The sequence below is a fragment of the Micromonospora sp. NPDC047756 genome (assembly GCF_055587245.1).
This window is the reverse complement of record NZ_JBVJGQ010000004.1, coordinates 697,818-721,712: the sequence shown is the minus strand read 5'-3', so window position 1 is coordinate 721,712 and position 23,895 is coordinate 697,818. Positions and strand designations below refer to the sequence as shown.

Here is a 23,895-nt window from a genome sequence, read left to right as displayed (position 1 = left end):
TCGTCTTGTGTGGAATGCCCCTTATGTTGGGACAGAAAGTGCAAGATCGCGTGGTTGGGGGGTGTGGGTTTCGGCTAGCAGGACGCCCAGGGCGCAGGCCCAGAGGGGGAACGGGAGTACTGCTACTCGTTCCATGCCGCCTACTCCGAGCCCCAGGCCCTGTTGGGCGGCGAACAGTGTCGTTCCGGCCAGCGCGATGAGCCCGGCGGTGAGGGTGAGTCGTCGCCATGTGCCGAGCGTCGTGCTGCCTGGTGCGAAGCCGGCGAGGAGCAGGCCCATGTTGCCCATTCCCATGATCAGGACTGCGCCGAGGACGTGCGGGTTCTCGGCCACGTCGGCCGGGTAGAGGCCCACGAGGGCGTATCCGCCGGTGGCCAGCAGTAGGAGTGTCTGGGCCGTGCGCACCACCGGGCCGCGGCCGAGAACCCGCCAGGTCAGCAGGAGCCCGCCGGCGAGCAGGACGGCGGTGGCCAGTGTCGCGGTGTTCATCAGTGGGTGCCACGGCGAGCAGACGTAGCGGGGGCGGGTGGTGTCCCAGACGCCGCAGTGGGCGTTGCCGAGGTCGCTGATGTTGTGGATGGCCCAGCTGTAGGTCGGCTCCCGCCACCGTAGACCGGTGATCAGGCTGGCGACGAGGAAGACGGGCGCGGCCGCGAGCCAGCACAGTGCGCCGATCCGGCCGGTGCGGTTGAGGTTCATGCCTTGAGCAGACCAGTGCGACGGGTCTGGGCGCACTACCAGCAGATGGCCGGTTCGGGGTAGGGGTAGCCGTACCCCGAAGCCTCGGCGTGGGCGGACGCACCGGGCGGGGCGAGGTCGGTCCCAGCGGATAGGCTGAGCGGCGGTCGAGCAGACGAGTGCGAGAAGGAGCCATCCCGTGCGCCCAGGTGGACAGCCGAACATGCAGCAGATGCTGAAGCAGGCGCAGAAGATGCAGCAGCAGATCGCCGCCGCCCAGGCCGAGTTGGCCGAGGCCGAGTTGACCGGCACTGCCGGCGGCGGGCTGGTCACCGCGACGGTCTCCGGCTCCGGTGAGCTCAAGGCCATCAAGATTGACCCGAAGGCCGTCGACCCGGACGACGTGGAGACGCTGGAGGATCTGGTCGTCGCGGCCGTGCACAACGCCGCCGAGGCGGCCCGGGAGCTGACCGAGCGCAAGATGGGCCCGGTTGCCGGCGGCATGGGCGGCCTCGGCCTGCCCGGTTTCTGAGCCGGCAGATGTACGAAGGTGCCATCCAGGATCTGATCGACGAGCTGGGTCGGCTGCCGGGCGTGGGTCCGAAGAGCGCTCAGCGGATCGCGTTCCACGTCCTCTCGGCGGATCCGGCCGACGTCAACCGGCTGGCCGGCGCGCTGCGCAAGGTCAAGGAGCTGGTGCGCTTCTGCACTACCTGCTACAACGTGGCCGAGTCCGAGCAGTGCCGGATCTGCCGCGACCAGCGTCGCACCGAAGAGGTGCTGTGCGTGGTGGAGGAGCCCAAGGACGTGGTGGCCATCGAGCGGACGGGTGAGTTCCGCGGTCGCTACCACGTGCTGGGTGGGGCGATCAATCCGCTGGAGGGGATCGGCCCGGACAACCTGCGCATCCGGGAGTTGATGATCCGGCTCGGTGGTGGCGGGGTTCGGGAGCTGATCCTGGCCACGGATCCGAACACCGAGGGCGAGGCGACAGCCACCTACCTGGCGTTGATGGTGAAGCCGATGGGCATCTCGGTGACCCGGCTGGCCAGCGGGCTGCCGGTCGGCGGCGATCTGGAGTACGCCGACGAGATCACCCTCGGCCGGGCCTTCGAGGGGCGCCGCGCGGTCTGATCGCCTGACGTACGGCCGGTGGCCGGCACCCGTGTGGGTGCCGGCCACCGCTGCGTCTCTGCCCGGAAATGATCTGACACCTGTGCCCTCATCGGGGCTGTTCGACGTAACAGTTTGGCATCGCGGGTGCTGATTGATCGGTTTTTGCCGCTGTTTACCTAAGAATCGAATGTCAAGCGGCGGTTGAGGCACGATCCGATACCAACCGTCCACTCAGCGGTTTCCGGGTGGACGCATCGGGAGCTATGGTCACCGCCATCGGTGACCCCTGTCACCACGTTGTCCGTACCCCCAAGGACGAGGTGAAGCACACATGCGTGCACCCAGGCCGAAGGCCGCGATCGCGGCCATCGCGGTCGCGGCCCTCGCGGTAGCAGGCTGCGCCGAGAGCAACCGCGACGACAAATCCGGCGGTAGCAAGAAGGACACCCTCGTCTTCGGCGTCGCCGGAGACCCGAAGGTGCTCGACCCGAGCTTCGCCAGCGACGGTGAGTCGCTGCGCGTCGCGCGTCAGGTCTTCGAGACCCTGGTCCGACCGGAGGAGGGTGGCACCAAGGTCACCCCCGGCCTGGCCGAGTCTTGGACCCCGGACGCCGCCGGCACCACCTGGACCTTCAAGCTCCGCTCGGGCGTGAAGTTCCACGACGGCACCGACTTCAACGCCGAGGCCGTCTGCGCCAACTTCGACCGCTGGTACAACGCCAAGGGCCTCATGCAGAGCCCGGACGTGACCGCGTACTGGCAGGACGTCATGGGCGGCTTCGCCAAGAACGAGAACGCGGATCTCCCGCCGAGCCTCTTCAAGTCCTGCGCCGCCAAGGACGCCACCACTGTTGACCTGGCCTTCACCCGGGTCTCCAGCAAGATCCCGGCCGCGCTGATGCTCCCGTCGTTCTCCATCCACAGCCCGAAGGCGCTGCAGGAGTTCGACGCCAGCAACGTCGCCGGCACCGCCGAGGACATCAAGTACCCGTCGTACGCGACGGAGCACCCGACCGGCACCGGCCCGTTCAAGTTCAAGGCCTGGGACGTCGCGAACAAGACGCTGACCCTGGAGCGCAACGAGGACTACTCGGGCGCCAAGGCCAAGCTGAAGACCCTCATCTTCAAGACGATCTCGGACGAGAACGCCCGCAAGCAGGCGCTGCGCTCCGGTGACATCCAGGGCTACGACCTGGTCGGCCCGGCCGACGTCGAGCCGCTGAAGTCCGAGGGCTTCAACATGCTCACCCGCCCGGCGTTCAACGTGCTCTACCTGGCGATCAACCAGAAGGGCAACCCGAAGCTCGCCGACATCCGCGTCCGGCAGGCCATCGCGTACGCCCTGAACCGTCAGCAGCTGGTCACCTCCAAGCTGCCGCCGGGTGCCAAGGTCGCCGACAACTTCATGCCGGACACCGTCGAGGGCTGGAACGGTGAGGTCACCAAGTACACCTACGACCCGGCCAAGGCGAAGGCGCTGCTGGCCGAGGCCGGCGCGTCGAACCTGACGCTGAAGTTCCACTACCCGACCGAGGTCACCCGGCCGTACATGCCGAACCCGAAGGACATCTTCGAGTTGCTCTCGGCGGACCTGAAGGCCGTTGGCATCACCGTCGAGGCGATCCCGCTGAAGTGGAGCCCGGACTACCTGAACGCCACCACCTCGGGTAGCAAGCACGACATCCACTTCCTGGGCTGGACCGGTGACTACGGCGACGCCTACAACTTCATCGGTACCTTCTTCGACCGGCCGAAGGACGAGTGGGGCTTCAACAACAAGGCCCTGTTCGACCAGTTCAAGGACGCGGACACCACCGCCGACATCGCGGCCCGGACCGAGAAGTACAAGGCCCTGAACAAGTCCATCATGGACTTCCTGCCGGGTGTGCCGATCTCGCACTCGCCGCCGGCGATCGTGTTCGGCAAGGACGTGACCGGCGTCAAGGCGAGCCCGCTCACCGACGAGCGGTTCTCCACCGCCGAGTTCAAGTAAGTCCTGATCTGACGCAGCAAGGAACGCGGGCGGGCGCTGTCGCACAGCGCCCGCCCGCAACCCTCCGCACCCCTTCGAGGCCGCCGTGTTCCGGTTCATCGTCAGGCGCCTGCTTCAGCTGATACCCACGCTGTTCGGGCTCTCCCTCCTGCTCTTCATCTGGCTCCGCCGACTTCCCGGCGGCCCCGAGACCGCCATCCTCGGCGAGCGCGGCACCCCCGAGATGCGGGCCGCGATCCGCCGCAACATGGGGCTCGACGAGCCCATCCTGGTGCAGTACGGCCGTTTCGTACGGCGGATGATCAAGCTCGACCTGGGCACCTCGACCTCCACCAAGCGGGCGGTCACCACGGAGTTCATCGAGCGCTTCCCCGGCACCGTCGAACTGACCATCACCGCGATGATCATCGCGATCGGCGTCGGCATCCCCCTGGGCTACCTGGCCGCCCGCCGTCGCGGCCGTTTCCTGGACCACGCGTCCGTGGGCGGCTCGCTGATCGGCATCTGCATCCCGGTCTTCTTCCTGGGCTACGTGCTCAAGGCGATCTTCTCGGAGAACCTGCACTGGTTCCCGTCCAGCGGCCGGCAGGACCCGACCCTCGGGGCGACCCGGGTCACCAACTTCTTCGTCCTCGACGGGTTGATGACCCGTGAGTGGGACGCCGCCGCCGACGCCCTCTGGCATCTGGTGCTACCGGCCATCGCGCTGGCGAGCATCCCGCTGGCGATCATCGTCCGGATCACCCGGGCGAGCGTGCTGGAGGTGCTCAACGAGGACTTCGTACGCACCGCCGAGGCGAAGGGCCTGACCCAGCAGACGGTCCGTCGCCGGCACGTGCTGCGCAACGCGATGCTGCCGGTGGCCACCTCGATCGGTCTGCTCGCTGGCGGCCTGCTCTCCGGCGCCGTGCTGACCGAGACCGTCTTCGCCTTCAGTGGCATCGGAGCGTTCGTCGCCGAGGCCATCGGCCAACGCGACTATCCGGTGCTGATGGGCTTCATCCTGATCATCGCGGTGGTGTACGTGCTGGTGAACCTCCTGGTCGATCTCTCCTACAGCTTCATCGACCCGAGGGTGAGGGTGCGATGACACTCAGCCCGGGCAAGAAGCGCGAAAAGATCGACCGGCTCTCCGAACTGGCCGCCCGTGACGACGAGCGGGGCGTCAGTCTCTGGCAGGAGGCGTTCCGACGACTGCGCAGCAACCCTGCCGCCATCGTCGGCGCGGTCATCCTGGCGATCTTCGTACTGGTCGCGGTGGTCGGCCCGTTCCTCGTGCCGTACGCGGCGACGGACACGATCGGCATCCGGGAGGGGCTGATCAAGCCGGGTGTCATCCCCGGCCCGAACGGCGACCACTGGTTCGGCTACGACCACCAGGGCCGGGACGAGTTCAGCCGGATGATCGTGGGCGCCCGCCAGACCCTGCTGGTCGGCGTGGTCTCCACCCTGATCGGTCTGGCGGTCGGCGCGCTGATCGGTGGCATCTCCGGTGCCGCGGCCGGCCTCGGTGGCCGGTGGGGGCGGTGGATCGACACCACCCTGATGCGCTTCATCGACATGCTGCTGGCGATGCCGAGCCTGCTGCTGGCGGTGAGCATCGCCGCCCTGCTCGGGGCCAGCCTGACCACCGTCATGATCGCGGTCGGCGTGGTCTCGGTGCCGGTGTTCGCCCGGCTGCTGCGCGGCTCGATGATCTCCCAGGCCAACAGCGACTACGTGCTGGCGGCGACCTCGCTCGGCGTCAAGAAGTCCAAGATCGCCCTGACCCACGTGGTGCCCAACTCGCTCGCCCCGGTGATCGTGCAGGCCACGTTGACCCTGGCCACCGCGATCATCGAGGCCGCTGCGCTCTCCTTCCTCGGTCTCGGCAACCCGGACACCGCCGTACCGGAGTGGGGGGTCATGCTCGCCGACGCGCAGCAGTACCTCGGCATCCGGCCGTCACTGGCGATCTACCCGGCCGTCGCGATCATCATCACCGCGCTCGGCTTCACCCTGCTGGGTGAGGCGATGCGTGAGGCCCTCGACCCGAAGCTGCGGAAGTAGGCCCAGTAATGGCACTGCTCGAAGTTGAAGACCTCTCCGTCACGTTCGCCCGCCGCGGCCAGCGGACCGTGCACGCCGTCGACGGGGTGTCCTTCTCGGTCGACGCCGGTGAGGTCGTCGGCCTGGTCGGCGAGTCCGGCTGCGGCAAGAGCGTCACCTCGCTCGCGATCATGGGCCTGTTGCCCAAGCAGCCCGGCCTGCGGGTCGGCGGCAAGGCCGTCTTCGACGGCACCGACCTGCTTCAGCTCGACGACCGGTCGCGGCGGGACATCCGCGGCCGGGACGTCGCGATGATCTTCCAGGACCCGCTCTCCTCGTTGAACCCGGTGATCCCGATCGGGTTGCAGGTGACCGAGGTGCTCACCCGGCACCGGGGGATGAAGGGCGAGGCCGCGGCGAAGGAGGCGGCGGCGTTGCTGGACCGGGTCGGCATCCCCGACCCGAAACGGCGGCTCAAGGAGTACCCGCACCAGCTCTCCGGTGGGATGCGCCAGCGGGCGCTCATCGCGATGGCGGTGGCCTGCCAGCCTCGGCTGCTGATCGCCGACGAGCCGACCACCGCGTTGGACGTCACCATCCAGGCCCAGATCCTGGAGCTGCTCAAGGAGCTGGTCCGGGACTCCGGCACCGCGCTGCTGATGATCACGCACGATCTGGGCGTGGTGGCCGGCATGTGCGACACCGTCAACGTGCTCTACGGCGGCCGGGTGGTGGAGACGGCCCGCCGTCGTCCGCTGTTCCGTCAGCCGCGTCACCCGTACACGGTGGGTCTGCTCGGCTCGGTGCCGCGCCTGGACGCCGGGCGGGGCGAGAAGCTCAACCCGATTCCCGGTTCGGTCCGCGACCTGCTGCCGTGGCCGGACGGATGCGCCTTCGCCCCGCGCTGCGCCCGCCGGCTCGACGAGTGTGTGGGTGAGCCGCCGGAGCTGGTGCACGCGCACGACGGACGGAGCTACCGGTGCGTCAACCCGGAGCCGCTGCCGGGCACGGTGCCCGCCCCGCGCGAGGAGGAAACAGCGTGAGTGACGACGAGATCCTCGTCGAGGTGCGCGACCTGAAGGTGCACTTCCCGATCAAGCGGGGGGTGCTCTTCGACCGGGTGGTCGGCCAGGTGAAGGCCGTCGACGGGGTCGACCTGAGCATCGCGCGCGGCAAGACGTACGGCCTGGTGGGTGAGTCCGGCTGCGGCAAGTCCACGTTGGGCCGGGCGCTGCTCCAGCTCACCCCGCCGACCGCCGGTGAGGTCAGCTTCGACGGCGTCGAGCTGACCACGCTGCCGTCGGGCAAGCTGCGCAGTATGCGTCGCCGGATGCAGATGATCTTCCAGGACCCGATGTCCAGCCTCGATCCTCGGCAGAACGTCGAGTCGATCCTGACCGAGGGCCTCCAGACCCACGGGATCGGCACCGACCGCACCGACCGTCGACGGATCATCGGCGAGACCCTGGACGCGGTCGGGCTGCCGCGCTGGGCGCTCTCCCGCTACCCGCACGAGTTCTCCGGCGGGCAGCGGCAGCGCATCGGCATCGCCCGCGCGCTGGTGCTCGGGCCGGAGCTGATCGTCGCCGACGAGCCGGTCTCGGCGCTCGACGTGTCGATCCAGGCCCAGGTGGTCAACCTGCTGGACGAACTCCAGGACAGCCTGGGGCTCACCTACCTGGTGATCGCGCACGACCTTGCCGTGGTCCGGCACATCTCCGACACGGTCGGCGTGATGTATCTGGGCGCGCTGGTGGAGGAGGCGCCGAGCGACCGGCTCTACACCGAGCCGCTGCACCCGTACACCCGGGCGCTGATGTCGGCGGTGCCGGTGCCGGACCCGGACGTGGAGGACCGCCGGGAGCGGATCCTGCTCGCCGGTGACCTGCCGTCGCCGGCCAACCCGCCGTCGGGCTGCCGCTTCCACACCCGCTGCCCGTGGGCGCAGCCCACCCGCTGCGCCGACGAGCGACCGGTGCTGCGGGACATCGGCGGCAGCCGGGTGGCCTGCCACTTCGCGGAGCAGATTGCCAGCGGCGAACTGCGCCCGCACGGGGTCAGCGCGCAGATCGTCCGACCCGAGGGCGAGGGGGACGCGCCGGGCGTGGTCTCCGCGCCCACCGAGCCCGGCTCGTACGTCTGAGACTGGACGCGGTGCCGGCCTCCGTCAGCCCTCGGGGCGGTTCAGCAGCCCCACCGCGACGCCGTGCACCGCGTCCAGCCCGGCCGGGTCGGCCAGCGTGACCGACGTGCCGGTCACCGCGTACCACTCGTCCGCGTCCTTGTACTGCACCCGCAGGGTGACCTTGCCGTCCGCGTACTCGGTGCGCAGCGTCAGGTCACCGGTGACGACGCCGACCTCGTCGGTCATCACGCCGCCGGGGCCGGGCACGATGTCGGTGGTGCGGTTCTGCGGGCCGGCAGCCCCGCTCGAATCCGCGACCATGCCGGCGCCCGGCATGGCGGCGGGAGTCTCGGCGGCACCGTCCGCGGTCATACCGGCGGCGGACGGGCCGCTCTCCCCGGCGGCGGTCACGAATCGCTCCCCACTCAACAGCCCTCCAACATGTCGGTCAGGGCGGACTTCTCGGCGCTGGTCACCGTCAGCTTCCAGTAGTGCTTGACCGTCACCCAGTCCTGGGCGTACTTACACCAGTAAGACCGGTTTGCCGGTTTCCACTGCGACGGGTCCTGGTCACCCTTTGCCCGGTTGGACGAGGCGGAAACCGCGAAAAGCTGCGGACGGGTGGTGTCGTTGGCGAAATCGCCGCGCTTGGCGTTGTCCCACTCGTCGGCACCCGAGCGCCACGCGTTGGCCAACGGCACCATGTGGTCGATGTCCACGTCGGAGGGATCCGAGAAGCTGCGGCCGTCGTACACGCTCTCCCAGCGCCCACCGACCACGTTGCAGCCGGAGAGCTTCACGTCCTTGCCGTCGCGCTGGAGGATGCTGTCCCGGATATCGCAGTTCTTGCCGGTGTCCCGCCAGTGCGGGAAACGCTCCCGGCTGTAGCCCTTCATCGAGCCGGCGGTAGCGACGCTGAGCTGACTCAACTGCTCAGCGGCGTTGCCGCCGTCGCTCGACGGCGGCGTGGTCGGTTCATCCGGCGGGACGCAACCACCCACGCCGAGCGCCAGCGCCGCGGTGAGCACGGCCACCGCCGCTCGCGGTCCTGATCTGGTACGCACAGACGACACCTCTCCAGCTTGGGGGCTCCCGGCGATTGCGCACAGTACCCGGGAACGGTTTCGGCGTTTCGTGGCGTCTCCCACATGATGCAAGGCAGATTGGTGGGATGACCGCACCCGTACCGGCGACCGCCCTCCGGATGGGCACGACCGCCGGCCGGGGCACGCTGCTCGCCGCCGTACTCGCCTCTGGAATGGTCTTCCTCGACAGCACCGTCGTCAACGTGGCACTGCCGAAACTCGGGCAGGACCTTGGCGCGAACGTTGCCGATCTCCAATGGACCATCAACGGCTATCTGCTGATGCTGGCGGCGTTCGTGCTGCTCGGCGGCGCGCTGGGCGACCGCTTCGGCCGGCGACGCATCTTCCTCATCGGCGTGTTCTGGTTCACCGCCGCCTCCGTGCTCTGCGGGCTGGCCCAGGACACCGGCATGCTGATCGCCGCCCGGTTCCTCCAGGGCGCCGGTGGCGCGCTGCTCACGCCCGGGTCGCTGTCGGTGCTCCAGGCGAGCTTCCATCCCGACGACCGGGGCCGGGCGATCGGTGCGTGGGCCGGGCTGTCCGGGGTCTCCACCGCGCTGGGGCCGTTCATCGGAGGCTGGCTGATCGACGCGCTCTCCTGGCGCTGGATCTTCTTCCTCAACCTGCCGATCGCCGTGCTCGTGGTGCTGGCCGCCCTGCGCTGGGTGCCGGAGAGCCGGGACGAGAGCGCCTCCCGCACCGAGGGGCCGAATCGGACCCGACGGCGGTTCGACGTTGCCGGAGCCCTGCTCGGAGCGCTCGCGCTCGCCGGCGTCACCTACGCCCTGATCGACGCGCCGGCCCGCGGGTTCGACTCCGCCGAGGTGCTGATCGCCGCCCTGGTCGGGGTGCTCTCCGCAGTGGCCTTCGTCCTGCTGGAACGCCGGCGTGGCGATGCCGCGATGCTGCCCACCGGGCTGTTCGGCAGCCGACTCTTCTCGGTGCTGAACATCTTCACCGTCGTCGTCTACGCGGCGCTCGGCGGCTTCACCTTCTTCTTCGCCGTCTACCTGCAGAACGTGGTCGGCTGGTCAGCCTTCCGCACCGGCATCGCGTTGCTGCCGATGACCCTGCTGCTGCTGGTCGGCTCCGCGCGCGCCGGCGCGCTGTCCGCCCGGATCGGCCCACGGCTGCCGCTGGCCGTGGGCCCGGTGGTCGCCGCGGTCGGCCTGCTGCTGCTGCGCGGCGTCGGGCCGGGCGCGTCGTACTGGCGGGACGTGCTGCCCGGGGTGCTGCTCTTCGGCATCGGGCTGACCCTGGTGGTGGCACCGCTCACCGCGTCGGTGCTGGCCGCCGTGCAGGACCGGTTCTCCGGGGTGGCCAGCGGGTTCAACAACGCCGCGTCGCGCGCCGGCGGCCTGCTCGCGGTGGCGGCGCTGCCGCTGCTGGTCGGGCTCTCCGGCGGCGGGTACGAGCAGAAGGCCGAGCTGACCGACGCGTTCCGAGGCGCGATGGAATGGTGCGCGGGGCTGCTCGTGGCCGGCGCGCTGCTGGCCCTCGTGCTGGTCCACCGGCCGCCCCGGAAGGCCCCGCCGTCCCAGCCCTGCCACTCACTGCCCGCCGCGACACCCCCGAAGTAGGAAGCCACCTCGGGGGTGTCGCGCCCAGGTCAGCGGCGGGCGCGGTTGACGGCGCTGGTGACCGCCTTGATCGACGCGGTGACGATGTTGGCGTCGGTGCCGACACCCCAGACCGTCCGGCCGTCCACCTCACACTCCACGTACGCGGCGGCCTGCGCGTCCCCACCGGAGGAGAGCGCGTGCTCGTGGTAGTCGAGCACCCGTACGCCCACCCCGACCGACTGGAGCGCGTTGACGTACGCGTCGATCGGGCCGTTGCCGACCGCGGCGAGCGACCGCTGCTCGCCGCCCACGCCGACCTGGGCCTCGATCTCGACCTTGCCGTCCACCGTGCCGATCGTGTAGCCGGCCAGCCGGACCGCCGGGTCGGGCTGGTGGTCGAGCAGGTAGTGCGTCGCGAAGATCTCCCACATGGCAGCCGGGTCGACCTCGCCGCCGTCGTGGTCGGTGACCTGCTGCACCACCCCGGAAAACTCGATCTGCAGCCGGCGCGGCAGGTCCAGTTGGTGCTCGCTCTTCATGATGTACGCGACGCCGCCCTTGCCGGACTGCGAGTTGACCCGGATGACCGCCTCGTAGGTGCGGCCCAGGTCCTTCGGGTCGATCGGCAGGTACGGCACCGCCCAGGTGTGCTCGTCCACCGGCACCCCGGCCGCTTTCGCGTCGGCGGCGAGGGCGTCGAAGCCCTTCTTGATCGCGTCCTGGTGGGAACCGGAGAAGGCGGTGTAGACCAGGTCGCCCGCGTACGGGTGGCGCTCGTGCACCGGCAGTTGGTTGCAGTATTCGACCGCGCGCCGGATCTCGTCGATGTTCGAGAAGTCGATCATCGGGTCGATGCCCTGCGAGAAGATGTTGAGCCCCAGGGTCACCAGGTCGACGTTGCCGGTGCGCTCACCGTTGCCGAACAGGCAGCCCTCGATGCGGTCCGCGCCGGCCAGCAGGCCCAGCTCGGCGGCGGCCACACCGGTACCCCGGTCGTTGTGCGGGTGCAGGCTCAACACCACGCTGTCCCGGCGCGGCAGGTGCCGGTGCATCCACTCGATCGAGTCGGCGTACACGTTGGGGGTGGCCATCTCGACGGTGGCCGGCAGGTTGATGATCAGCGGCCGGTCCGGGGTCGGGTCGATCACGTCGATCACCCGGGAGCAGACCTCCAGCGCGTACTCCAGCTCGGTGCCCGTGTACGACTCCGGCGAGTACTCGTAGAAGATCTCCGTGTCCGGGGTGTGGATCTCGGCGTACTTCTGGCAGAGCCGCGCCCCGGTGGTGGCGATGTCGGCGATGCCGTCCTTGTCCAGGCCGAAGACCACCCGCCGCTGCAGGGTGGAGGTCGAGTTGTAGAAGTGCACGATGGCCCGCTTCGCGCCGCGCAGCGACTCGAACGTCCGGTCGATCAGGTGCTCCCGGCACTGCGTGAGCACCTGGATGGTGACGTCGTCCGGGATCATGTCGTCTTCGATGAGCTGCCGGACGAAGTCGAAGTCGGTCTGGCTGGCCGACGGGAAACCGACCTCGATCTCCTTGTAGCCCATCTGGACCAGCAGCTGGAACATCCGGCGCTTGCGCTCGGGCGACATCGGGTCGATCAGTGCCTGGTTGCCGTCGCGGAGATCCACGGCGCACCAGCGGGGGGCGGCCTCGACCGTGCGGGTGGGCCAGGTGCGGTCCGGAAGTTCGACCCGGAACTGCTCCCCGTACGGCTGGTAGCGGTGGTACGGCATCCGGCTCGGGCGTTGCCGGGCGATCGGATCGGTTTCAGCGTCGGTGACAGGTTGAGCCATCTCAGAGTGCTCCCTGGAACATGTGGCGTCAGCAGATCGGAAGGTGTCGGCGAGATGCCGGGCGACGGTGCGCGGCGGTGCCGAGAAGAAGATCGGATGTGCTGGACGGCGCGATGCGACTCCGCGACGAGGTGCCGGCCGTCAGGCCTCGTCGCGGCGGCTAAGGAGGAGCAGCGCCTGCCACATGACCAGGTCACCCTACGTGATGGGTCGAAGGGTGCAAAGGCTGGTCCGGACTATGGGATCGATGTCATCGTCGGCTCCGGGGCCTGGGAACCCAGCCTCGGCGTTCGTTCGGTCCAGGCCACGGCGGGCACGATCGCTACTGCGACCAGCACGAAGATCGCTGCCGTCGGTAACCAACCCCACCCGCCAATGGTCACCCCGAGCGCGGTCAGCCCGGCCGGCGCGATCAGGTACTGCACCTGCACGCCGAGTTCGAGCGCTCCCACGTACGCGCCGCGCTGGTCGGGCGGCGGCAGGGTGGCGGTGAGCCCCCAGGTGCCCGCCGACTCGATCAGCTCGGCCAGGATCAGCAGCAACGCGGCGGCCACCAGCACCACGATGGTGAGCCAGCCCCGGGTGAACCCGGAGATCGGCAGGACCAGGCAGAACAGGGCGATCAGCAGTCCACCCCGACGGGAGGCCCGGGCCGCGCCCGCCGCGGTGTCCGCGCCCCGGCTGACCCGCACCTGGAGCAGCACGATCAGGACCGTGTTGAGCAGGACCAGAGCGGCGATCACCGTCTTCGGGGCGTCGGTGTGGGTGAGGATCCACAGCGGCAGCACCGTCAGGTAGAGCACCCCGTGCGCGGTGAGCAGCCCGGACAGCAGGGACACCGCCATGAACGGCCGGTCCCGGAGCACGGCGAGCCGACCCACCGGCTCCGCCGGCCTGGCCACCTGCGGCAGCCGGGGCAGTCGGCGCACGAAGAGAGCCGTCACGAAGAAGACCGTCGAGATGAACCAGACCATCGCGCGGTACGCCTCGATCGTGTCCACCGCCAGCACCAGGCCGCTGATCACCGCGCCGAGCCCGAAGCCGACGTTCAACGACGAGCGCTGGTACGCCATCGCCGTGACCCGTTCGGCCGGCGGGAGCGCGTTGATCGAGTAGACCTGCCGGGCCACGCCGACAGCGGCGTCCACGGCGGCCAGCGCCACCACCACGGCGAGGAACCCCGCGAAGCCACCCACGAAGGGGTACGTCGCGAACAGCGCCGCGTTCAGCACCGACCCCACCACCCAGACCCGCTGCGGTCCGTACCGGTCGGTGAGCCCGCCCAGCGACACGGTGCCCAGCAGCGTCACCCCCGCCGCGACGGAGAGCCCCAACCCCACCTGGGCGGCGCTCAGCCCGAGCGCCCGGGTGAAGAAGACGGCGCTGCCGGCGTGGAACAGGCCGCTGCCGACGGCGTAGACCATGGCCTGCACGGCCAGGGCGCGGGTCAGCCCGGCCGGCGGTACGACGTCTCGAACGGCGGTGCGGATGGTTTCTCTGGCCCCCATGGTCGGGGAGTGAATCGGGTCCCCACGACCTCGGTCGAATCTTTTAGGCTGGACCGAATCCTGCTCCTGGGGGGCGTGTGTCCGAGTTGCGGTTCAGCCTGGCCGACGTGGCGGGAGTGCGGCTCGCCGTGTCACCGGCCAACGAGACGGTCATGAGCATGTGGGCGCTGGCCAACCCGGTCCGCTACGCGGTGCACCTGCCCTGGATCGACCGGGCCCGGGTGACGTTGCGCCGTCCCGAGGTGGCCGACCGGGTCCGGCCCCTGGTGGGGTTGGTCGTGCCGGGTCGCTGGCTGCCCGACTTCCTCACCCCTGCGGCCCGACCGAACGTGGAGCTGGCCGAGCAGCTCGACCAGATCGCCAAGACGCCGCCGGCCGTGGTGGTCCAGGACCTGCTGGCGACCACCTGGCAGAAACCGCTGAGCCCGTTCGGGCAGGCGCTGCTGGCCGACCCCGGCGGGCTGCTGCCGCAGGTCGTCGACGCGGTGCGGGTCTGGCACGACGAGGCGATCGCCCCGGACTGGCCGCGGATGCGGGCGCTGCTCGACGCCGACGTGGCGTATCGGGCCGCCCAGCTCGCCGAGAGCGGCGCGGGCCGGTTCTTCGAGCAGCTCCACCCGAGCCTGCGCTGGCACGGCGATCGGGTGATCAGCGACGACACGTTCGAGCGGGACTTCGACCTGCGCGGTCGTGGGCTGGCGCTGAACCCGACGGTGTTCACCGAGCAGCACGTGCTGTGGAACCTGCTCGAGGATTCGCTGCCGGCCGGCGCGTACCCGGTCCGTGCCGTCGGGACGCTCTGGGAGACGAGCGCGTCGCCACCGGGCGACCCACTGGCGCGGGTGATCGGGCCGGGCCGGACCACGCTGCTGAACCTGCTCGAGACGGCGCTGACCACCACCGACCTGGCCCGGCTCACCGGGATGTCCGCCGGAAACGTCTCCCAGCACCTGGCCGCCCTGCACGGCGCCGGCCTGGTGTCCCGGTCCCGTGATGGCCGGCACGTGCGCTATCGCAACACCGATGTCGCGGCGGTTCTCCTCCGGGCCAGCCGCGGCGGGTGAGCCCGGTGCCGATCACCGCAGCAGCAGCTCGGCGACCGGGCGGCGACGCCGCAGGCCGGTCTCCCGGGCGTGCAGCTCGGCCGGGAGGTCGAACGGGTTGCCGAGTCGTCCGACGGCGGCGACCACCAACGGGCGGACGCCGCCGGGCAGGTCGAGTTCGGTGGCGAGGCCGACCCGGTCGAACCGGGTGAGTTGGTGTACGTGCAGGCCGAGCGCTGTGGCCTGCACTGTCAGGTGGGCGATCGCCTGCCCCAGGTCGTACGCGGCCTGCTCGGCGTCCAGGCCGGTGTGGGCGCCGACCACCAGGGTCGCGGCGTGCCGGATCCAGATCTGGTCGTCGACCGGGAGGCTGATCAGGATCCGTTTCCAGGTCTCGTCGTCGCGGTGGCCGAGGGCGAACCGCCAGGGCTGCCCGTTCTCCGCCGACGGGGCCCAGCGCGCGGCCTCAAGCAGCGAGGCGGACTCCTCCGGGGTCAGCTCGGCGCCCGGGTCGAAGGCTCGTGGACTCCAGCGATAGGCGAGCAGCGGGGTGAGATCGGCCATACACCGAATCGTCCTGTATGGGTGATTCGCCCCTCAGGACGGGGTGACTGAATGTGGGCAAGAGCACCCGTAACGGGACGAAGATCAGGGCGTTCCCGCGCCCGAACTCTCCGACGGGTCCGGGCTCTCCGACGGGTCCGGAGTCGCAGACGGGTCCGGGGTCGGCGGCGCGGCGGTGTCGAGCGGCTCCCGGTCGATCACCACCGGGCCGGCCAGCTGCACGGTGGCCGGTGCCGGGCCGGGTGCGGCGGCCAGCCTCAACGTCCCGGCCGAGGTCTGGGCGCCGGTGGGCGTGCCGTCCTGGTCGTAGCAGTAGATGCCCACATCCAGCGGGGCGTTCAGCGACGCCGAGGTGGAATCCACCGAGTAGCAGGTGCCGGTGAGGCCGTCGGGGATTTTGGCCGGGGCGACGGCCAGGGGCGCGCGCCGGTCGGTGAGCACGTCCAACCAGTCGGTGAGCAGGTGCTGCACCCGAGGGTCCGACCGGCGGGGAACCGCATCGTCGCGATCACCCAGGCGTACGCAACTCGCCGATTCGGTCCGACCGGCCGACGGCAGGGCGCACTGGAACAGCCCGTCGGCCGTGCTGGCCATCGAGACGTCGGCGGTGCCGCCCAGGGCGCCCCCCGGCACGTCCACCCGCCAGCTGCCGTCGTTCGCGCTGGTGAAGACGATGGTGCGATCCGATTGACCCGGCTGGCTGTAGACGTACTGGGCCACCAGGTGACGGTCCTGAGCCGCCGCGGCCAGCGCGGCCAGCTCGTCCCGTGCGGCCTCCACCTCGACCGGCTCCGGGTCGGCTGGCGGCGGGATCGGAGGCTGCTCGCTGGTGCAGGCGACCAGGAGGGCTGGCAGGGCGAGGACGAGCGGCCCGATCACGCGGCCGGCCGAGCGGATGAGGACGGGCACCGGCCCATTCTGGTGGGTGCGGACGGTCGGCGGGTGCCGGCGCGTACCTGGCCCGTCCCGGCGTGTCGGGGAGGGCGTCCCGGTGTACCCGTCCGACCTGGTGGGACCACCCCGGCCGGTCCCGGCCGGGCCGGATGGTGGGATCACCTGACCCGGCTTCGTTATCCGCCGGATACCCTCATGAGGTCTGACACGCGCCGCCGGCCCCGGTTCCGGCGGCGTCGGCACGCTCAGGGTCGCTGGGAGGGAGTGCACCGTCGTGGCACTCGTGGTGCAGAAGTACGGCGGGTCCTCCGTCGCCAACGCCGAGCGGATCAAGCGGGTGGCCGAGCGCATCGTCGCCGCCCGCAAGGCCGGCGACGACGTGGTGGTGGTGGTCTCCGCGATGGGTGACACCACCGACGAGCTGCTCGACCTGGCCAACCAGGTCAGCCCGCTGCCGCCGGGCCGCGAGCTGGACATGCTGCTCACCGCCGGGGAGCGGATCTCCATGGCCCTACTGGCCATGGCCATCCACAACCTGGGGTACGAAGCCCGCTCGTTCACCGGTTCGCAGGCCGGCGTCATCACCACCTCGGTGCACGGCCGCGCCCGGATCATCGACGTCACCCCCGGGCGGCTCAAGGGAGCGCTCGACGAGGGCTCGGTGGTCATCGTGGCCGGCTTCCAGGGCGTCTCGCAGGACACCAAGGACGTCACCACGCTGGGCCGCGGTGGTTCGGACACCACCGCCGTGGCGCTCGCCGCCGCCCTGCACGCCGATGTCTGCGAGATCTACACCGACGTGGACGGCATCTTCACCGCCGACCCGCGGATCGTGCCCAATGCCCGCCACATCCAGCAGATCACCTACGAGGAGATGCTGGAGCTGGCCGCGTGCGGCGCGAAGGTGCTGCACCTGCGTAGCGTGGAGTACGCCCGGCGGGCGGGGTTGCCGATCCACGTCCGTTCGTCATACTCGACCAACACCGGCACGATGGTCACCGGATCGATGGAGGACCTTTCCGTGGAGCAGGCACTGATCACCGGGGTCGCGCACGACCGCAGCGAGGCCAAGATCACCATCGTCGGGGTGCCCGACGAGCCGGGCGCCGCCGCGCGGATCTTCGACACCGTTGCCGGTGCCGAGATCAACCTCGACATGATCGTGCAGAACGTCTCCACCGAGGGCACCGGCCGGACGGACATCTCGTTCACCCTGCCCAAGGCCGACGGCCCCACCGCGATGGCCGCGCTCAGCAAGATCCAGGAGCCGGTCAAGTTCAAGGGCCTGCTCTACGACGACCACGTCGGCAAGGTCTCGCTGATCGGCGCGGGCATGCGCTCGCACCCCGGGGTCGCGGCCGGCTTCTTCGCCGCCCTCGGCGCGGCCGGGGTCAACATCGAGATGATCTCCACCTCCGAGATCCGGGTCTCCGTGGTCTGCCGGGACACCGACCTCGACGCCGCCGTCCGCGCCATCCACGACGCGTTCGAGCTGGGCGGCGACACCGAAGCCGTGGTCTACGCAGGGACGGGTAGGTAGCGCCGATGACGGCGCTGCCCACCCTCGCCGTGGTCGGAGCGACAGGTGCCGTCGGCACGGTGATGTGTGAGCTGCTCACCGGGCGACGCAACGTGTGGGGCGAGATCCGACTGCTCGCCTCCGAGCGCTCGGTCGGCCGCCGGGTGCGCTGCCGGGGCGAGGAACTCGTCGTCCAGGCGCTGACCCCCGAGGCGTTCGACGGGGTCCAGGTGGCCATGTTCGACGTGCCCGACGAGGTCTCCGCCGAGTGGGCGCCGATCGCCGTCTCCAGGGGCGCGATCGCTGTCGACAACTCCGGCGCGTTCCGGATGGACCGCGACGTCCCGCTGGTCGTTCCGGAGATCAACCCCGAGCAGGTCCGCAACCGGCCCCGGGGCATCATCGCCAACGCCAACTGCACCACCCTCGCGATGATCGTCGCCGTCGCGCCGCTGCACCGCGAGTACGGCCTGCGCGAGCTGGTGCTCGCCTCCTACCAGGCGGTCTCCGGGGCCGGCAAGTCCGGCGTCGACATCCTGCACGACCAGCTCAGCAAGGTCGCCGGCGATCGGGCGCTCGGCTCGCGCACCGGCGACGTACGCCAGGCGGTCGGCGACGACCTGGGCCCGTTCCCGGCACCCATGGCGCTCAACGTGGTCCCGTGGGCCGGCTCCCCGGCGGACAGCGGCTGGTCGTCGGAAGAGATGAAAATCCGCAACGAGTCACGGAAGATTCTCGGTCTCCCCGACCTCAAGGTCTCCGCCACCTGCGTACGGGTGCCGGTGGTCACCGCCCACTCGGTAGCGGTGCACGCGGTCTTCGCCACCGAAGTCGACGCCGAGGGCGCCCGCGAGGCACTGCGCAACGCACCCGGGGTGATCCTGGTCGACGACCCGGCGGCCGGCGAGTTCCCGATGCCGATCGACGCCGTCGGCACCGACCCGTCCTGGGTCGGCCGGATCCGCCGCGCCCTGGACGACCCCCGCGCCCTCGACTTCTTCGTCACCGGCGACAACCTCCGCAAGGGCGCGGCCCTCAATACGGCCCAGATCGCCGAACTCCTGGCCAAAGAACTCCGCACCCCCTAACCCGTTCTCCGCTGGCCTCCTGCGCCGCCCCTGATCTCCCTGCCGCCGCGGTCCCGCCCGGGCCCTGGCCCGCTGCCCCTGCCCTTCCGCGGTCCTGCCCCGCCCCTAGCTCGCTGCCCCTGCCCTGCCGCGGTCCTGCCCCGGCCCTGGCTCGCTGCCCCTGCCCTTGCCTGGGTCTGCCCTGGCCCCTGGCTTCCTGCCGGGCTCCCTGCCCTGCCCCGGGCTCCCTGCCCTGCCCCTGCCGTCGTCCTGCCCTGCTCCTGGCTCCCTGCCGTGCTCCTGGCTCCCTGCCGTGCCCGTGCCCCTGCCGCGGTCCTGCCCCTGATCCCGTCGATCATGGACTTGTGGTGGGGGGCGTTCACCCCTTCCGGGGCTAAAGCGCCCACCCCAAGTGCATGATCGACGCGAATCTCTGGCCTCAAGGGCTCTCCGCTGCGGCGATCTTGCAGTTTCTGTTGCGACATAAAGGATTAGAGCGGCGAAACGGCAACCGAAACTGCAAGATCGCCGGGGTGTGGGCCGCTGGCGCGTGGCGTGTGGCGCCTGATACGTGGTGCGTAAGGCCTGGCGCGTGGCGCGCGTGGTGCGAGGTCGTGGTGCGTGGGCACAAGATCGCGTGGCACAAGATCGCGTGGCACAAGATCGCTTGGCGCGCGGCGCGCGGCGCGCGGCGCGTGGGGCGTGGGGCGTGGCGCAAGATCGCGTGGGGCGTGGGGCGTGGGGCGTGGCGCGTGGCGCAAGATCGCGTGGGGCGTGGGGCGTGGCGCAAGATCGCGTGGGCGCGTGGTGCGTGGATGTTCGGGTGGGGGTTAGGCGGCGGAGAGGAGGACGCCGTCTCGGCCTTGGCGTTTCACCGCGTAGAGGGCCTGGTCGGCTCGTTTCAAGGTGCGGTCGGGGGTTTCGCCGGGACGGGGTAGTGCGACGCCCACGCTGATCGTGCGGCCGATGCGGCGGGCCGCCTCGGTGAGCCGTTCGGCGATCCGGACCGCCTCCTCCGGGCGGCTCACCTCGATCACGGCGACGAACTCGTCGCCGCCGATCCGGTACAACTCGTCGCCGTGCCGCAGCGCCCCCTCCAGCGCGCGAGCCAATCCGACCAGCACCTGGTCGCCGGCCTGGTGGCCGTACGTGTCGTTCACGGTCTTGAAGCCGTCCACGTCGATCGCCAGCAGGGCCGTACGCCCGGGGGTGGCCGCCGCGATCCGCTGCCCGAACGGGCCGGTGTGCCGCAACCCGGTCAGCGGGTCGGAGCTGGCCTGCTCCCGCAACCGGGACAGCGTGCGCAGCCGGTCCACGCTCGTCCAGGCCTGCCCGGCCAGTAACTCCATCAGGCTGACCGTGGTCGGGTCCGGGCGCAACGCGCGTTCGTCGGCGACCAGCAGCACCCCACCGGCGTCCGTGGACCCGACCGGCACGGCGACCAGTGTGCGTACCCCTGCCCGGGTCAGCGGGCGGTAGTCCTCGGTCGGGGGATGCCCGGCCTCGCCCAGCGTGTACCCGGCGCCGTACCGGTGTGCCCGCTCGACCATCCGGTCCAGCGCGGCCGGACCCGCCGCGGCCAACTCGGCGCGGATCCGGGTCTCCAGGTCGCTCGGCGTCGCCGGGGACGGGCCGAGCTGGCCGCCGATCAACAGCAGTGCGGTGGAGAGCGTGGAGACCTCCCGGGCGGCACGGGCCGCAGCCCCCATCACCTCTGCCTCGGTCGGCGCGGAGGAGAGGGCGGACGCGTGCCGGAGCAGCTTCTCGCTGCGGCTCTCCACCGGTGGGCCGCCGAGGGCGGCGATCCGCGCGCCGAGCCCGTCGGCCAGCCGTTGCGCGGTCTCCCGCCACGGCTCCAGGTCGGTCGGCTCGCTCCACTGCAGGTCGAGTACGCCGATCGCCCGGCCCGTCGGGTCCAGCACCGGTACGCACAGCTCAGCGGTCACATCCGGGCGGACCGGCAGGTAGTCCGGGTCGACTGTGACGTCCGGGACGACGGCGGGGGTGCCGGTCGCGTACACCCGGCCGACGATGCCGGTCCGCGCCGGAACGGTGGCGAAAACCTGCCAGGCCCCGGTCGCCGCGACGCAGCGCAGACGGTCGTGGGCCGCCAGGAGTACGGAGATTGTCGCCGGGGTGTGGCGGGACAGCGCGGTGACCGTCCACCGACACGCCTCCGGCGCGCTCGACGCCATCGGCAGGCGGACGGTGACGTCACGGATGACTCGCTGATGATCCACTCGCACGTCGTTCCAGGTAGGGGAGGGGTCCGGCTGACGCCGAACCGCTCGATCAAGCGTACTCACGGTGGCGGGACAGCGACCTTCGTACACATGTGCTATCCACAGGCTGTGGACACGGCCTGTGGACGCCTGCCCCCCGGGAGGCCGCGCCCGGCGATAGCCTGAAGCACCCCGGTGCCGAGGAGGCGAGCCCGTGCTCATCGCCCAGCTCAGTGACCCGCACCTGACCACCGGCCTGCTCGCCGCGGAACCCGCCGCCGGGTTGCACCGGGCGCTCGGCCGGGTGCTGGCGTTGCGGCCCCGACCGGAGTGCGTGGTGATCACCGGAGACCTGGCCGACCACGGCAAACCCGAGGAGTACGCGGCGCTGCGCGAGGTTATCGGCGCATTCCCGCTGCCGGTGCACCTGGCCACGGGTAACCATGACGACCGGGAGTCGCTGCTCGACGCGTTCGGGGGCACGCCGTGGCTCGGGGGCGGCTACTCGGCCTACTACCACGTCGACCACGAAGTGGTGTCCCTCGTGGTGCTCGACTCGCTCGTTCCCGGCAGTGACGGCGGCCAACTCGGCGAGGAGCAGCTCAGCTGGCTCGACGGGGTGCTGGCCGGGCGGCCCGAGGTGCCCGCCGTGCTCTTCCTGCACCACCCACCGGTCGCGGTCGGCATCCCGGCGGCCGACGCCATCCGGCTCGCGGACGGTGACGCCCTCGCCGAGGTCGTCGGCCGGCACCGGCACGTCGTCCGGGTCGCCGCCGGCCACCTGCACCGCCCGGTCACCACGGCGTACGCGGGCACGGTCCTCACCGTGGCCCCCAGCACCTGGAAGCAGAGCACGCTCACCATGAGCGCCGACGAGCAGATCGGTTGGGTCCACGAGCCCACCGCCTTCCTGCTGCACTCGGTCGAGGCTGGCGGCTGCGTGACCCACACGGTGCAGGTCAGCCACTCCACCGGGCAGACCTGCGGCTTCTGAAGGGCTGCGTCGTGCTGGTCTGGTACGTCTCGTACGGCTCGAACATGCACGCCGCCCGGCTGGCCTGGTACATCGGTGGCGGCTGCCCACCCGGCGGAAAGCGGACGTACCCGGGCTGCCGTGACCGGCGTCCACCCAGCCGGTCGACGCCCGTGTCGCTGCCCGGCGGCATCTACTTCGCCGGCGAGTCGGGCGCCTGGACCGGCGGCATGGCCTTCTACGACCCGCACCTGCCGGGTGAGGCCGCGGCCCGCGCCTACCTGGTGACCCTGGAGCAGTTCACCGACATCGCTGCCCAGGAGATGTATCGCCCCCCGGGCGACACGACCGAGCTGATCGCGGCGACCGGCGCGGCCGTCGACGACGCCGTCGCCAACGGACGGGCCACGCTCGGCCCGGGTCGGTACGAGACGATGATCTGCCCGGGCAGCCGCGGCGGTGTTCCGATGCTCACCTTCACCGCCCCCGAGGGAGCGTCGGCCGTGCCGTGCCGCCCTCCCGCGCCGATCTACCTCGCCATGATCAGCCGAGGGCTGCGCGAGTCGCACGGCTGGCCCGCCGAGCGGATCGCCACCTACCTGGCCGCCCGGCCGGGTGTGGCGGGCGCCTGGTCAGCGGACGCCGTCACCGCCCTGGTCGACGGGGCGCTGGCCGACGGCTGACCCGCCGGCTCGCACCTCCGGCCGCTGGCGCGGTCAGCCCAGCAGGAACTCGCGCAGCGCGGGAGCCAGCGTTGCCGGGGGCACGTCGTGGTAGCCGCCGTCGAGGCTCACGGACCGGCCGCCCGGCACCGCCTCGGCCGCCGCCCGACTGGCGTCCCGCAACCACTGTGGACTGCCGGTGCTGTCCACTGCGAGGGTCGGCGCGGTGATGCTCCCCAGCCGGTCGGCGGGGAATCGCCCGCCGGCGGTGACGATCCCGTCGTACACCAGGGTGTGCGCGAGCGCCGTCAACCCACCCCACATCGGTTGCGAGCGCATCCCGCTGATCTGCTCCGCCGGTAGCCCCACCGAGACGCTGAGGAAGGTCTCCACCGCGCGGTCCCGGTCGTCGGCGGCGATCAGCTCGATGAGCTGCGGTGTGACGTCCTTGCCGACGCCCACGTGCGGACCGACCCGGAACGGTGGCTCGAACATGACCAACCCGGTCACCGGTAGGCCCTGTGCGGTCGCGAGGGCGGCCAGGACGGCCCCGGAGGAGATGCCGTGGACGGCGGCGGAACCACCCGCCGCCGCGATCAGGGCGGCCAGGTCGTCGATCTCGCGGCCGACCTCGTACGGCGCGGTGTCACCGCTGTAGCCCCGACCGCGACGGTCATAGCTGAAGACGGTGAAATCCGGCGCCAGCGCGGCACCCAGGTCGCGGGTCGCGCCGCGATCGCTGAACGCGCCTCCGACGAGGACGACCGCCGGCCCGGCGCCGGACCGCTCGAACGCGATGGGCGTGCCGTCGACCGATCGCACCTGCTCCGCCACGGGTGTCGTTCCGCTCACGATGCCGTCCCCCATTCCTCGTAGGCTGCCCCGTCCTTTCTAGACCCTGGCTCCGACGTTGTCCGGCAGACCGCGTTAAACGATGATCGATAACGGCCTCGGCGTACGCGCTGCTCCGATGCGCTGCCCGGGTCGACCACTGGGCGTCCGGATGAGAGGCTGTCGGGGCGGGGGTCACGCTCAACCACCGCCATCCGCGACCCTT

The 23,895-nt window shown here is 70.8% G+C and carries 22 protein-coding genes; 13 read left to right on the top strand and 9 right to left on the bottom strand.

The genetic code is table 11. The features are described 5' to 3' along the window. Nucleotides 1-21: 21 nt before the first annotated feature. Nucleotides 22-699 carry a DUF998 domain-containing protein gene (locus ACZ6NZ_RS16525; RefSeq protein WP_465858834.1) on the bottom strand — a complete coding sequence of 226 codons (678 nt, stop codon included), beginning with the start codon at nucleotides 697-699 and terminating at the stop codon, nucleotides 22-24. Between the two features lie 202 nt (nucleotides 700-901). Between ACZ6NZ_RS16525 and ACZ6NZ_RS16520 the strand changes: the two genes are divergently transcribed. The 7 genes from ACZ6NZ_RS16520 (at nucleotide 902) to ACZ6NZ_RS16490 (ending at nucleotide 7,958) form a co-directional block, all read left to right on the top strand. Continuing rightward, complete coding sequence (locus ACZ6NZ_RS16520; RefSeq protein ID WP_007466279.1) at nucleotides 902-1,210, top strand: YbaB/EbfC family nucleoid-associated protein; 309 nt, start codon at nucleotides 902-904, stop codon at nucleotides 1,208-1,210. A gap of 8 nt (nucleotides 1,211-1,218) precedes the next feature. Then, nucleotides 1,219-1,812, top strand: coding sequence for a recombination mediator RecR (gene recR, locus ACZ6NZ_RS16515; RefSeq protein WP_210780747.1), 594 nt, complete (start codon nucleotides 1,219-1,221; stop codon nucleotides 1,810-1,812). A gap of 313 nt (nucleotides 1,813-2,125) precedes the next feature. Continuing rightward, the gene (locus ACZ6NZ_RS16510; protein WP_465858833.1) at nucleotides 2,126-3,787 is read left to right on the top strand and encodes an ABC transporter substrate-binding protein; all 1,662 of its coding nucleotides are present in this window, start codon (nucleotides 2,126-2,128) and stop codon (nucleotides 3,785-3,787) included. A gap of 85 nt (nucleotides 3,788-3,872) precedes the next feature. Beyond that, on the top strand, nucleotides 3,873-4,877 hold the full coding sequence (locus tag ACZ6NZ_RS16505) for an ABC transporter permease (protein WP_366612330.1): 1,005 nt from the start codon (nucleotides 3,873-3,875) through the stop codon (nucleotides 4,875-4,877). Beyond that, nucleotides 4,874-5,836 (top strand): ABC transporter permease, encoded by a 963-nt coding sequence (locus ACZ6NZ_RS16500; RefSeq protein ID WP_366612328.1) that lies wholly within the window; start codon nucleotides 4,874-4,876, stop codon nucleotides 5,834-5,836. The genes ACZ6NZ_RS16505 and ACZ6NZ_RS16500 overlap by 4 nt, the downstream gene beginning before the upstream one ends. Before the next feature lie 8 nt (nucleotides 5,837-5,844). Next, nucleotides 5,845-6,858: an ABC transporter ATP-binding protein gene (locus ACZ6NZ_RS16495; RefSeq protein ID WP_465858832.1), complete on the top strand. Its 1,014-nt coding sequence runs from the start codon at nucleotides 5,845-5,847 to the stop codon at nucleotides 6,856-6,858. Further along, on the top strand, nucleotides 6,855-7,958 hold the full coding sequence (locus ACZ6NZ_RS16490) for an ABC transporter ATP-binding protein (protein ID WP_465858831.1): 1,104 nt from the start codon (nucleotides 6,855-6,857) through the stop codon (nucleotides 7,956-7,958). The genes ACZ6NZ_RS16495 and ACZ6NZ_RS16490 overlap by 4 nt, the downstream gene beginning before the upstream one ends. A 24-nt stretch (nucleotides 7,959-7,982) precedes the next feature. Here ACZ6NZ_RS16490 and ACZ6NZ_RS16485 read toward each other — a convergent pair whose 3' ends face one another. Next, on the bottom strand, nucleotides 7,983-8,372 hold the full coding sequence (locus ACZ6NZ_RS16485; RefSeq protein WP_465858887.1) for a hypothetical protein: 390 nt from the start codon (nucleotides 8,370-8,372) through the stop codon (nucleotides 7,983-7,985). Continuing rightward, nucleotides 8,366-9,004, bottom strand: a complete 639-nt coding sequence (locus ACZ6NZ_RS16480; RefSeq protein ID WP_465858830.1) for an HNH endonuclease family protein — start codon at nucleotides 9,002-9,004, stop codon at nucleotides 8,366-8,368. The genes ACZ6NZ_RS16485 and ACZ6NZ_RS16480 overlap by 7 nt, the downstream gene beginning before the upstream one ends. A gap of 107 nt (nucleotides 9,005-9,111) precedes the next feature. Here ACZ6NZ_RS16480 and ACZ6NZ_RS16475 point away from each other — a divergent pair, with 107 nt between their 5' ends. Continuing rightward, the gene (locus ACZ6NZ_RS16475; RefSeq protein ID WP_465858829.1) at nucleotides 9,112-10,605 is read left to right on the top strand and encodes an MFS transporter; all 1,494 of its coding nucleotides are present in this window, start codon (nucleotides 9,112-9,114) and stop codon (nucleotides 10,603-10,605) included. 29 nt (nucleotides 10,606-10,634) lie between these two features. On the opposite strand, the gene leuA is transcribed toward ACZ6NZ_RS16475, so the two are convergent. Both leuA and ACZ6NZ_RS16465 read right to left on the bottom strand, forming a co-directional pair. Continuing rightward, nucleotides 10,635-12,386 (bottom strand): 2-isopropylmalate synthase, encoded by a 1,752-nt coding sequence (gene leuA / locus ACZ6NZ_RS16470; RefSeq protein WP_366612318.1) that lies wholly within the window; start codon nucleotides 12,384-12,386, stop codon nucleotides 10,635-10,637. A gap of 236 nt (nucleotides 12,387-12,622) precedes the next feature. Continuing rightward, the gene (locus tag ACZ6NZ_RS16465) at nucleotides 12,623-13,894 is read right to left on the bottom strand and encodes an MFS transporter (protein ID WP_465858828.1); all 1,272 of its coding nucleotides are present in this window, start codon (nucleotides 13,892-13,894) and stop codon (nucleotides 12,623-12,625) included. Between the two features lie 77 nt (nucleotides 13,895-13,971). Between ACZ6NZ_RS16465 and ACZ6NZ_RS16460 the strand changes: the two genes are divergently transcribed. Then, the gene (locus ACZ6NZ_RS16460) at nucleotides 13,972-14,958 is read left to right on the top strand and encodes an ArsR/SmtB family transcription factor (RefSeq protein WP_465858827.1); all 987 of its coding nucleotides are present in this window, start codon (nucleotides 13,972-13,974) and stop codon (nucleotides 14,956-14,958) included. A 12-nt stretch (nucleotides 14,959-14,970) separates the two neighbouring features. On the opposite strand, the gene ACZ6NZ_RS16455 is transcribed toward ACZ6NZ_RS16460, so the two are convergent. Further along, nucleotides 14,971-15,501 (bottom strand): nitroreductase family protein, encoded by a 531-nt coding sequence (locus ACZ6NZ_RS16455; RefSeq protein WP_366612313.1) that lies wholly within the window; start codon nucleotides 15,499-15,501, stop codon nucleotides 14,971-14,973. An 84-nt stretch (nucleotides 15,502-15,585) separates the two neighbouring features. Further along, nucleotides 15,586-16,410, bottom strand: coding sequence for a hypothetical protein (locus ACZ6NZ_RS16450; protein ID WP_465858826.1), 825 nt, complete (start codon nucleotides 16,408-16,410; stop codon nucleotides 15,586-15,588). Between the two features lie 259 nt (nucleotides 16,411-16,669). Here ACZ6NZ_RS16450 and ACZ6NZ_RS16445 point away from each other — a divergent pair, with 259 nt between their 5' ends. Beyond that, a complete protein-coding gene (locus tag ACZ6NZ_RS16445) occupies nucleotides 16,670-17,935 on the top strand; it encodes an aspartate kinase (RefSeq protein WP_366612311.1) in 1,266 nt (421 codons plus the stop codon). A 5-nt stretch (nucleotides 17,936-17,940) separates the two neighbouring features. Next, entirely contained in the window at nucleotides 17,941-19,002 is a 1,062-nt protein-coding gene (locus ACZ6NZ_RS16440) for an aspartate-semialdehyde dehydrogenase (RefSeq protein WP_366612310.1), read from the top strand. 809 nt (nucleotides 19,003-19,811) lie between these two features. Here the strand turns inward: ACZ6NZ_RS16440 and ACZ6NZ_RS16435 are convergent. After that, nucleotides 19,812-21,221 (bottom strand): GGDEF domain-containing protein, encoded by a 1,410-nt coding sequence (locus tag ACZ6NZ_RS16435; RefSeq protein WP_465858825.1) that lies wholly within the window; start codon nucleotides 21,219-21,221, stop codon nucleotides 19,812-19,814. 196 nt (nucleotides 21,222-21,417) lie between these two features. Between ACZ6NZ_RS16435 and ACZ6NZ_RS16430 the strand changes: the two genes are divergently transcribed. Together ACZ6NZ_RS16430 and ACZ6NZ_RS16425 are read left to right on the top strand one after the other, a co-directional pair. After that, complete coding sequence (locus ACZ6NZ_RS16430) at nucleotides 21,418-22,197, top strand: phosphodiesterase (protein ID WP_465858824.1); 780 nt, start codon at nucleotides 21,418-21,420, stop codon at nucleotides 22,195-22,197. Between the two features lie 11 nt (nucleotides 22,198-22,208). Next, the gene (locus tag ACZ6NZ_RS16425; protein WP_465858823.1) at nucleotides 22,209-22,859 is read left to right on the top strand and encodes a histone deacetylase; all 651 of its coding nucleotides are present in this window, start codon (nucleotides 22,209-22,211) and stop codon (nucleotides 22,857-22,859) included. Between the two features lie 33 nt (nucleotides 22,860-22,892). Here ACZ6NZ_RS16425 and ACZ6NZ_RS16420 read toward each other — a convergent pair whose 3' ends face one another. Next, nucleotides 22,893-23,690: an alpha/beta fold hydrolase gene (locus tag ACZ6NZ_RS16420; protein WP_465858822.1), complete on the bottom strand. Its 798-nt coding sequence runs from the start codon at nucleotides 23,688-23,690 to the stop codon at nucleotides 22,893-22,895. Nucleotides 23,691-23,895 lie beyond the last annotated feature (205 nt).

Excerpts from the sequence above, each read along its gene's own strand:
- ACZ6NZ_RS16520 (WP_007466279.1), top strand. The coding sequence starts at position 902 with ATGCAGCAGATGCTGAAGCAGGCGCAGAAGATGCAGCAGCAGATCGCC.
- ACZ6NZ_RS16440 (WP_366612310.1), top strand. The coding sequence starts at position 17,941 with ATGACGGCGCTGCCCACCCTCGCCGTGGTCGGAGCGACAGGTGCCGTC.
- ACZ6NZ_RS16475 (WP_465858829.1), top strand. The coding sequence starts at position 9,112 with ATGACCGCACCCGTACCGGCGACCGCCCTCCGGATGGGCACGACCGCC.
- ACZ6NZ_RS16500 (WP_366612328.1), top strand. The coding sequence starts at position 4,874 with ATGACACTCAGCCCGGGCAAGAAGCGCGAAAAGATCGACCGGCTCTCC.
- ACZ6NZ_RS16465 (WP_465858828.1), bottom strand. The coding sequence starts at position 13,894 with ATGGGGGCCAGAGAAACCATCCGCACCGCCGTTCGAGACGTCGTACCG.
- ACZ6NZ_RS16525 (WP_465858834.1), bottom strand. The coding sequence starts at position 699 with ATGAACCTCAACCGCACCGGCCGGATCGGCGCACTGTGCTGGCTCGCG.
- leuA (WP_366612318.1), bottom strand. The coding sequence starts at position 12,386 with ATGGCTCAACCTGTCACCGACGCTGAAACCGATCCGATCGCCCGGCAA.
- ACZ6NZ_RS16510 (WP_465858833.1), top strand. The coding sequence starts at position 2,126 with ATGCGTGCACCCAGGCCGAAGGCCGCGATCGCGGCCATCGCGGTCGCG.
- ACZ6NZ_RS16455 (WP_366612313.1), bottom strand. The coding sequence starts at position 15,501 with ATGGCCGATCTCACCCCGCTGCTCGCCTATCGCTGGAGTCCACGAGCC.
- recR (WP_210780747.1), top strand. The coding sequence starts at position 1,219 with ATGTACGAAGGTGCCATCCAGGATCTGATCGACGAGCTGGGTCGGCTG.
- ACZ6NZ_RS16495 (WP_465858832.1), top strand. The coding sequence starts at position 5,845 with ATGGCACTGCTCGAAGTTGAAGACCTCTCCGTCACGTTCGCCCGCCGC.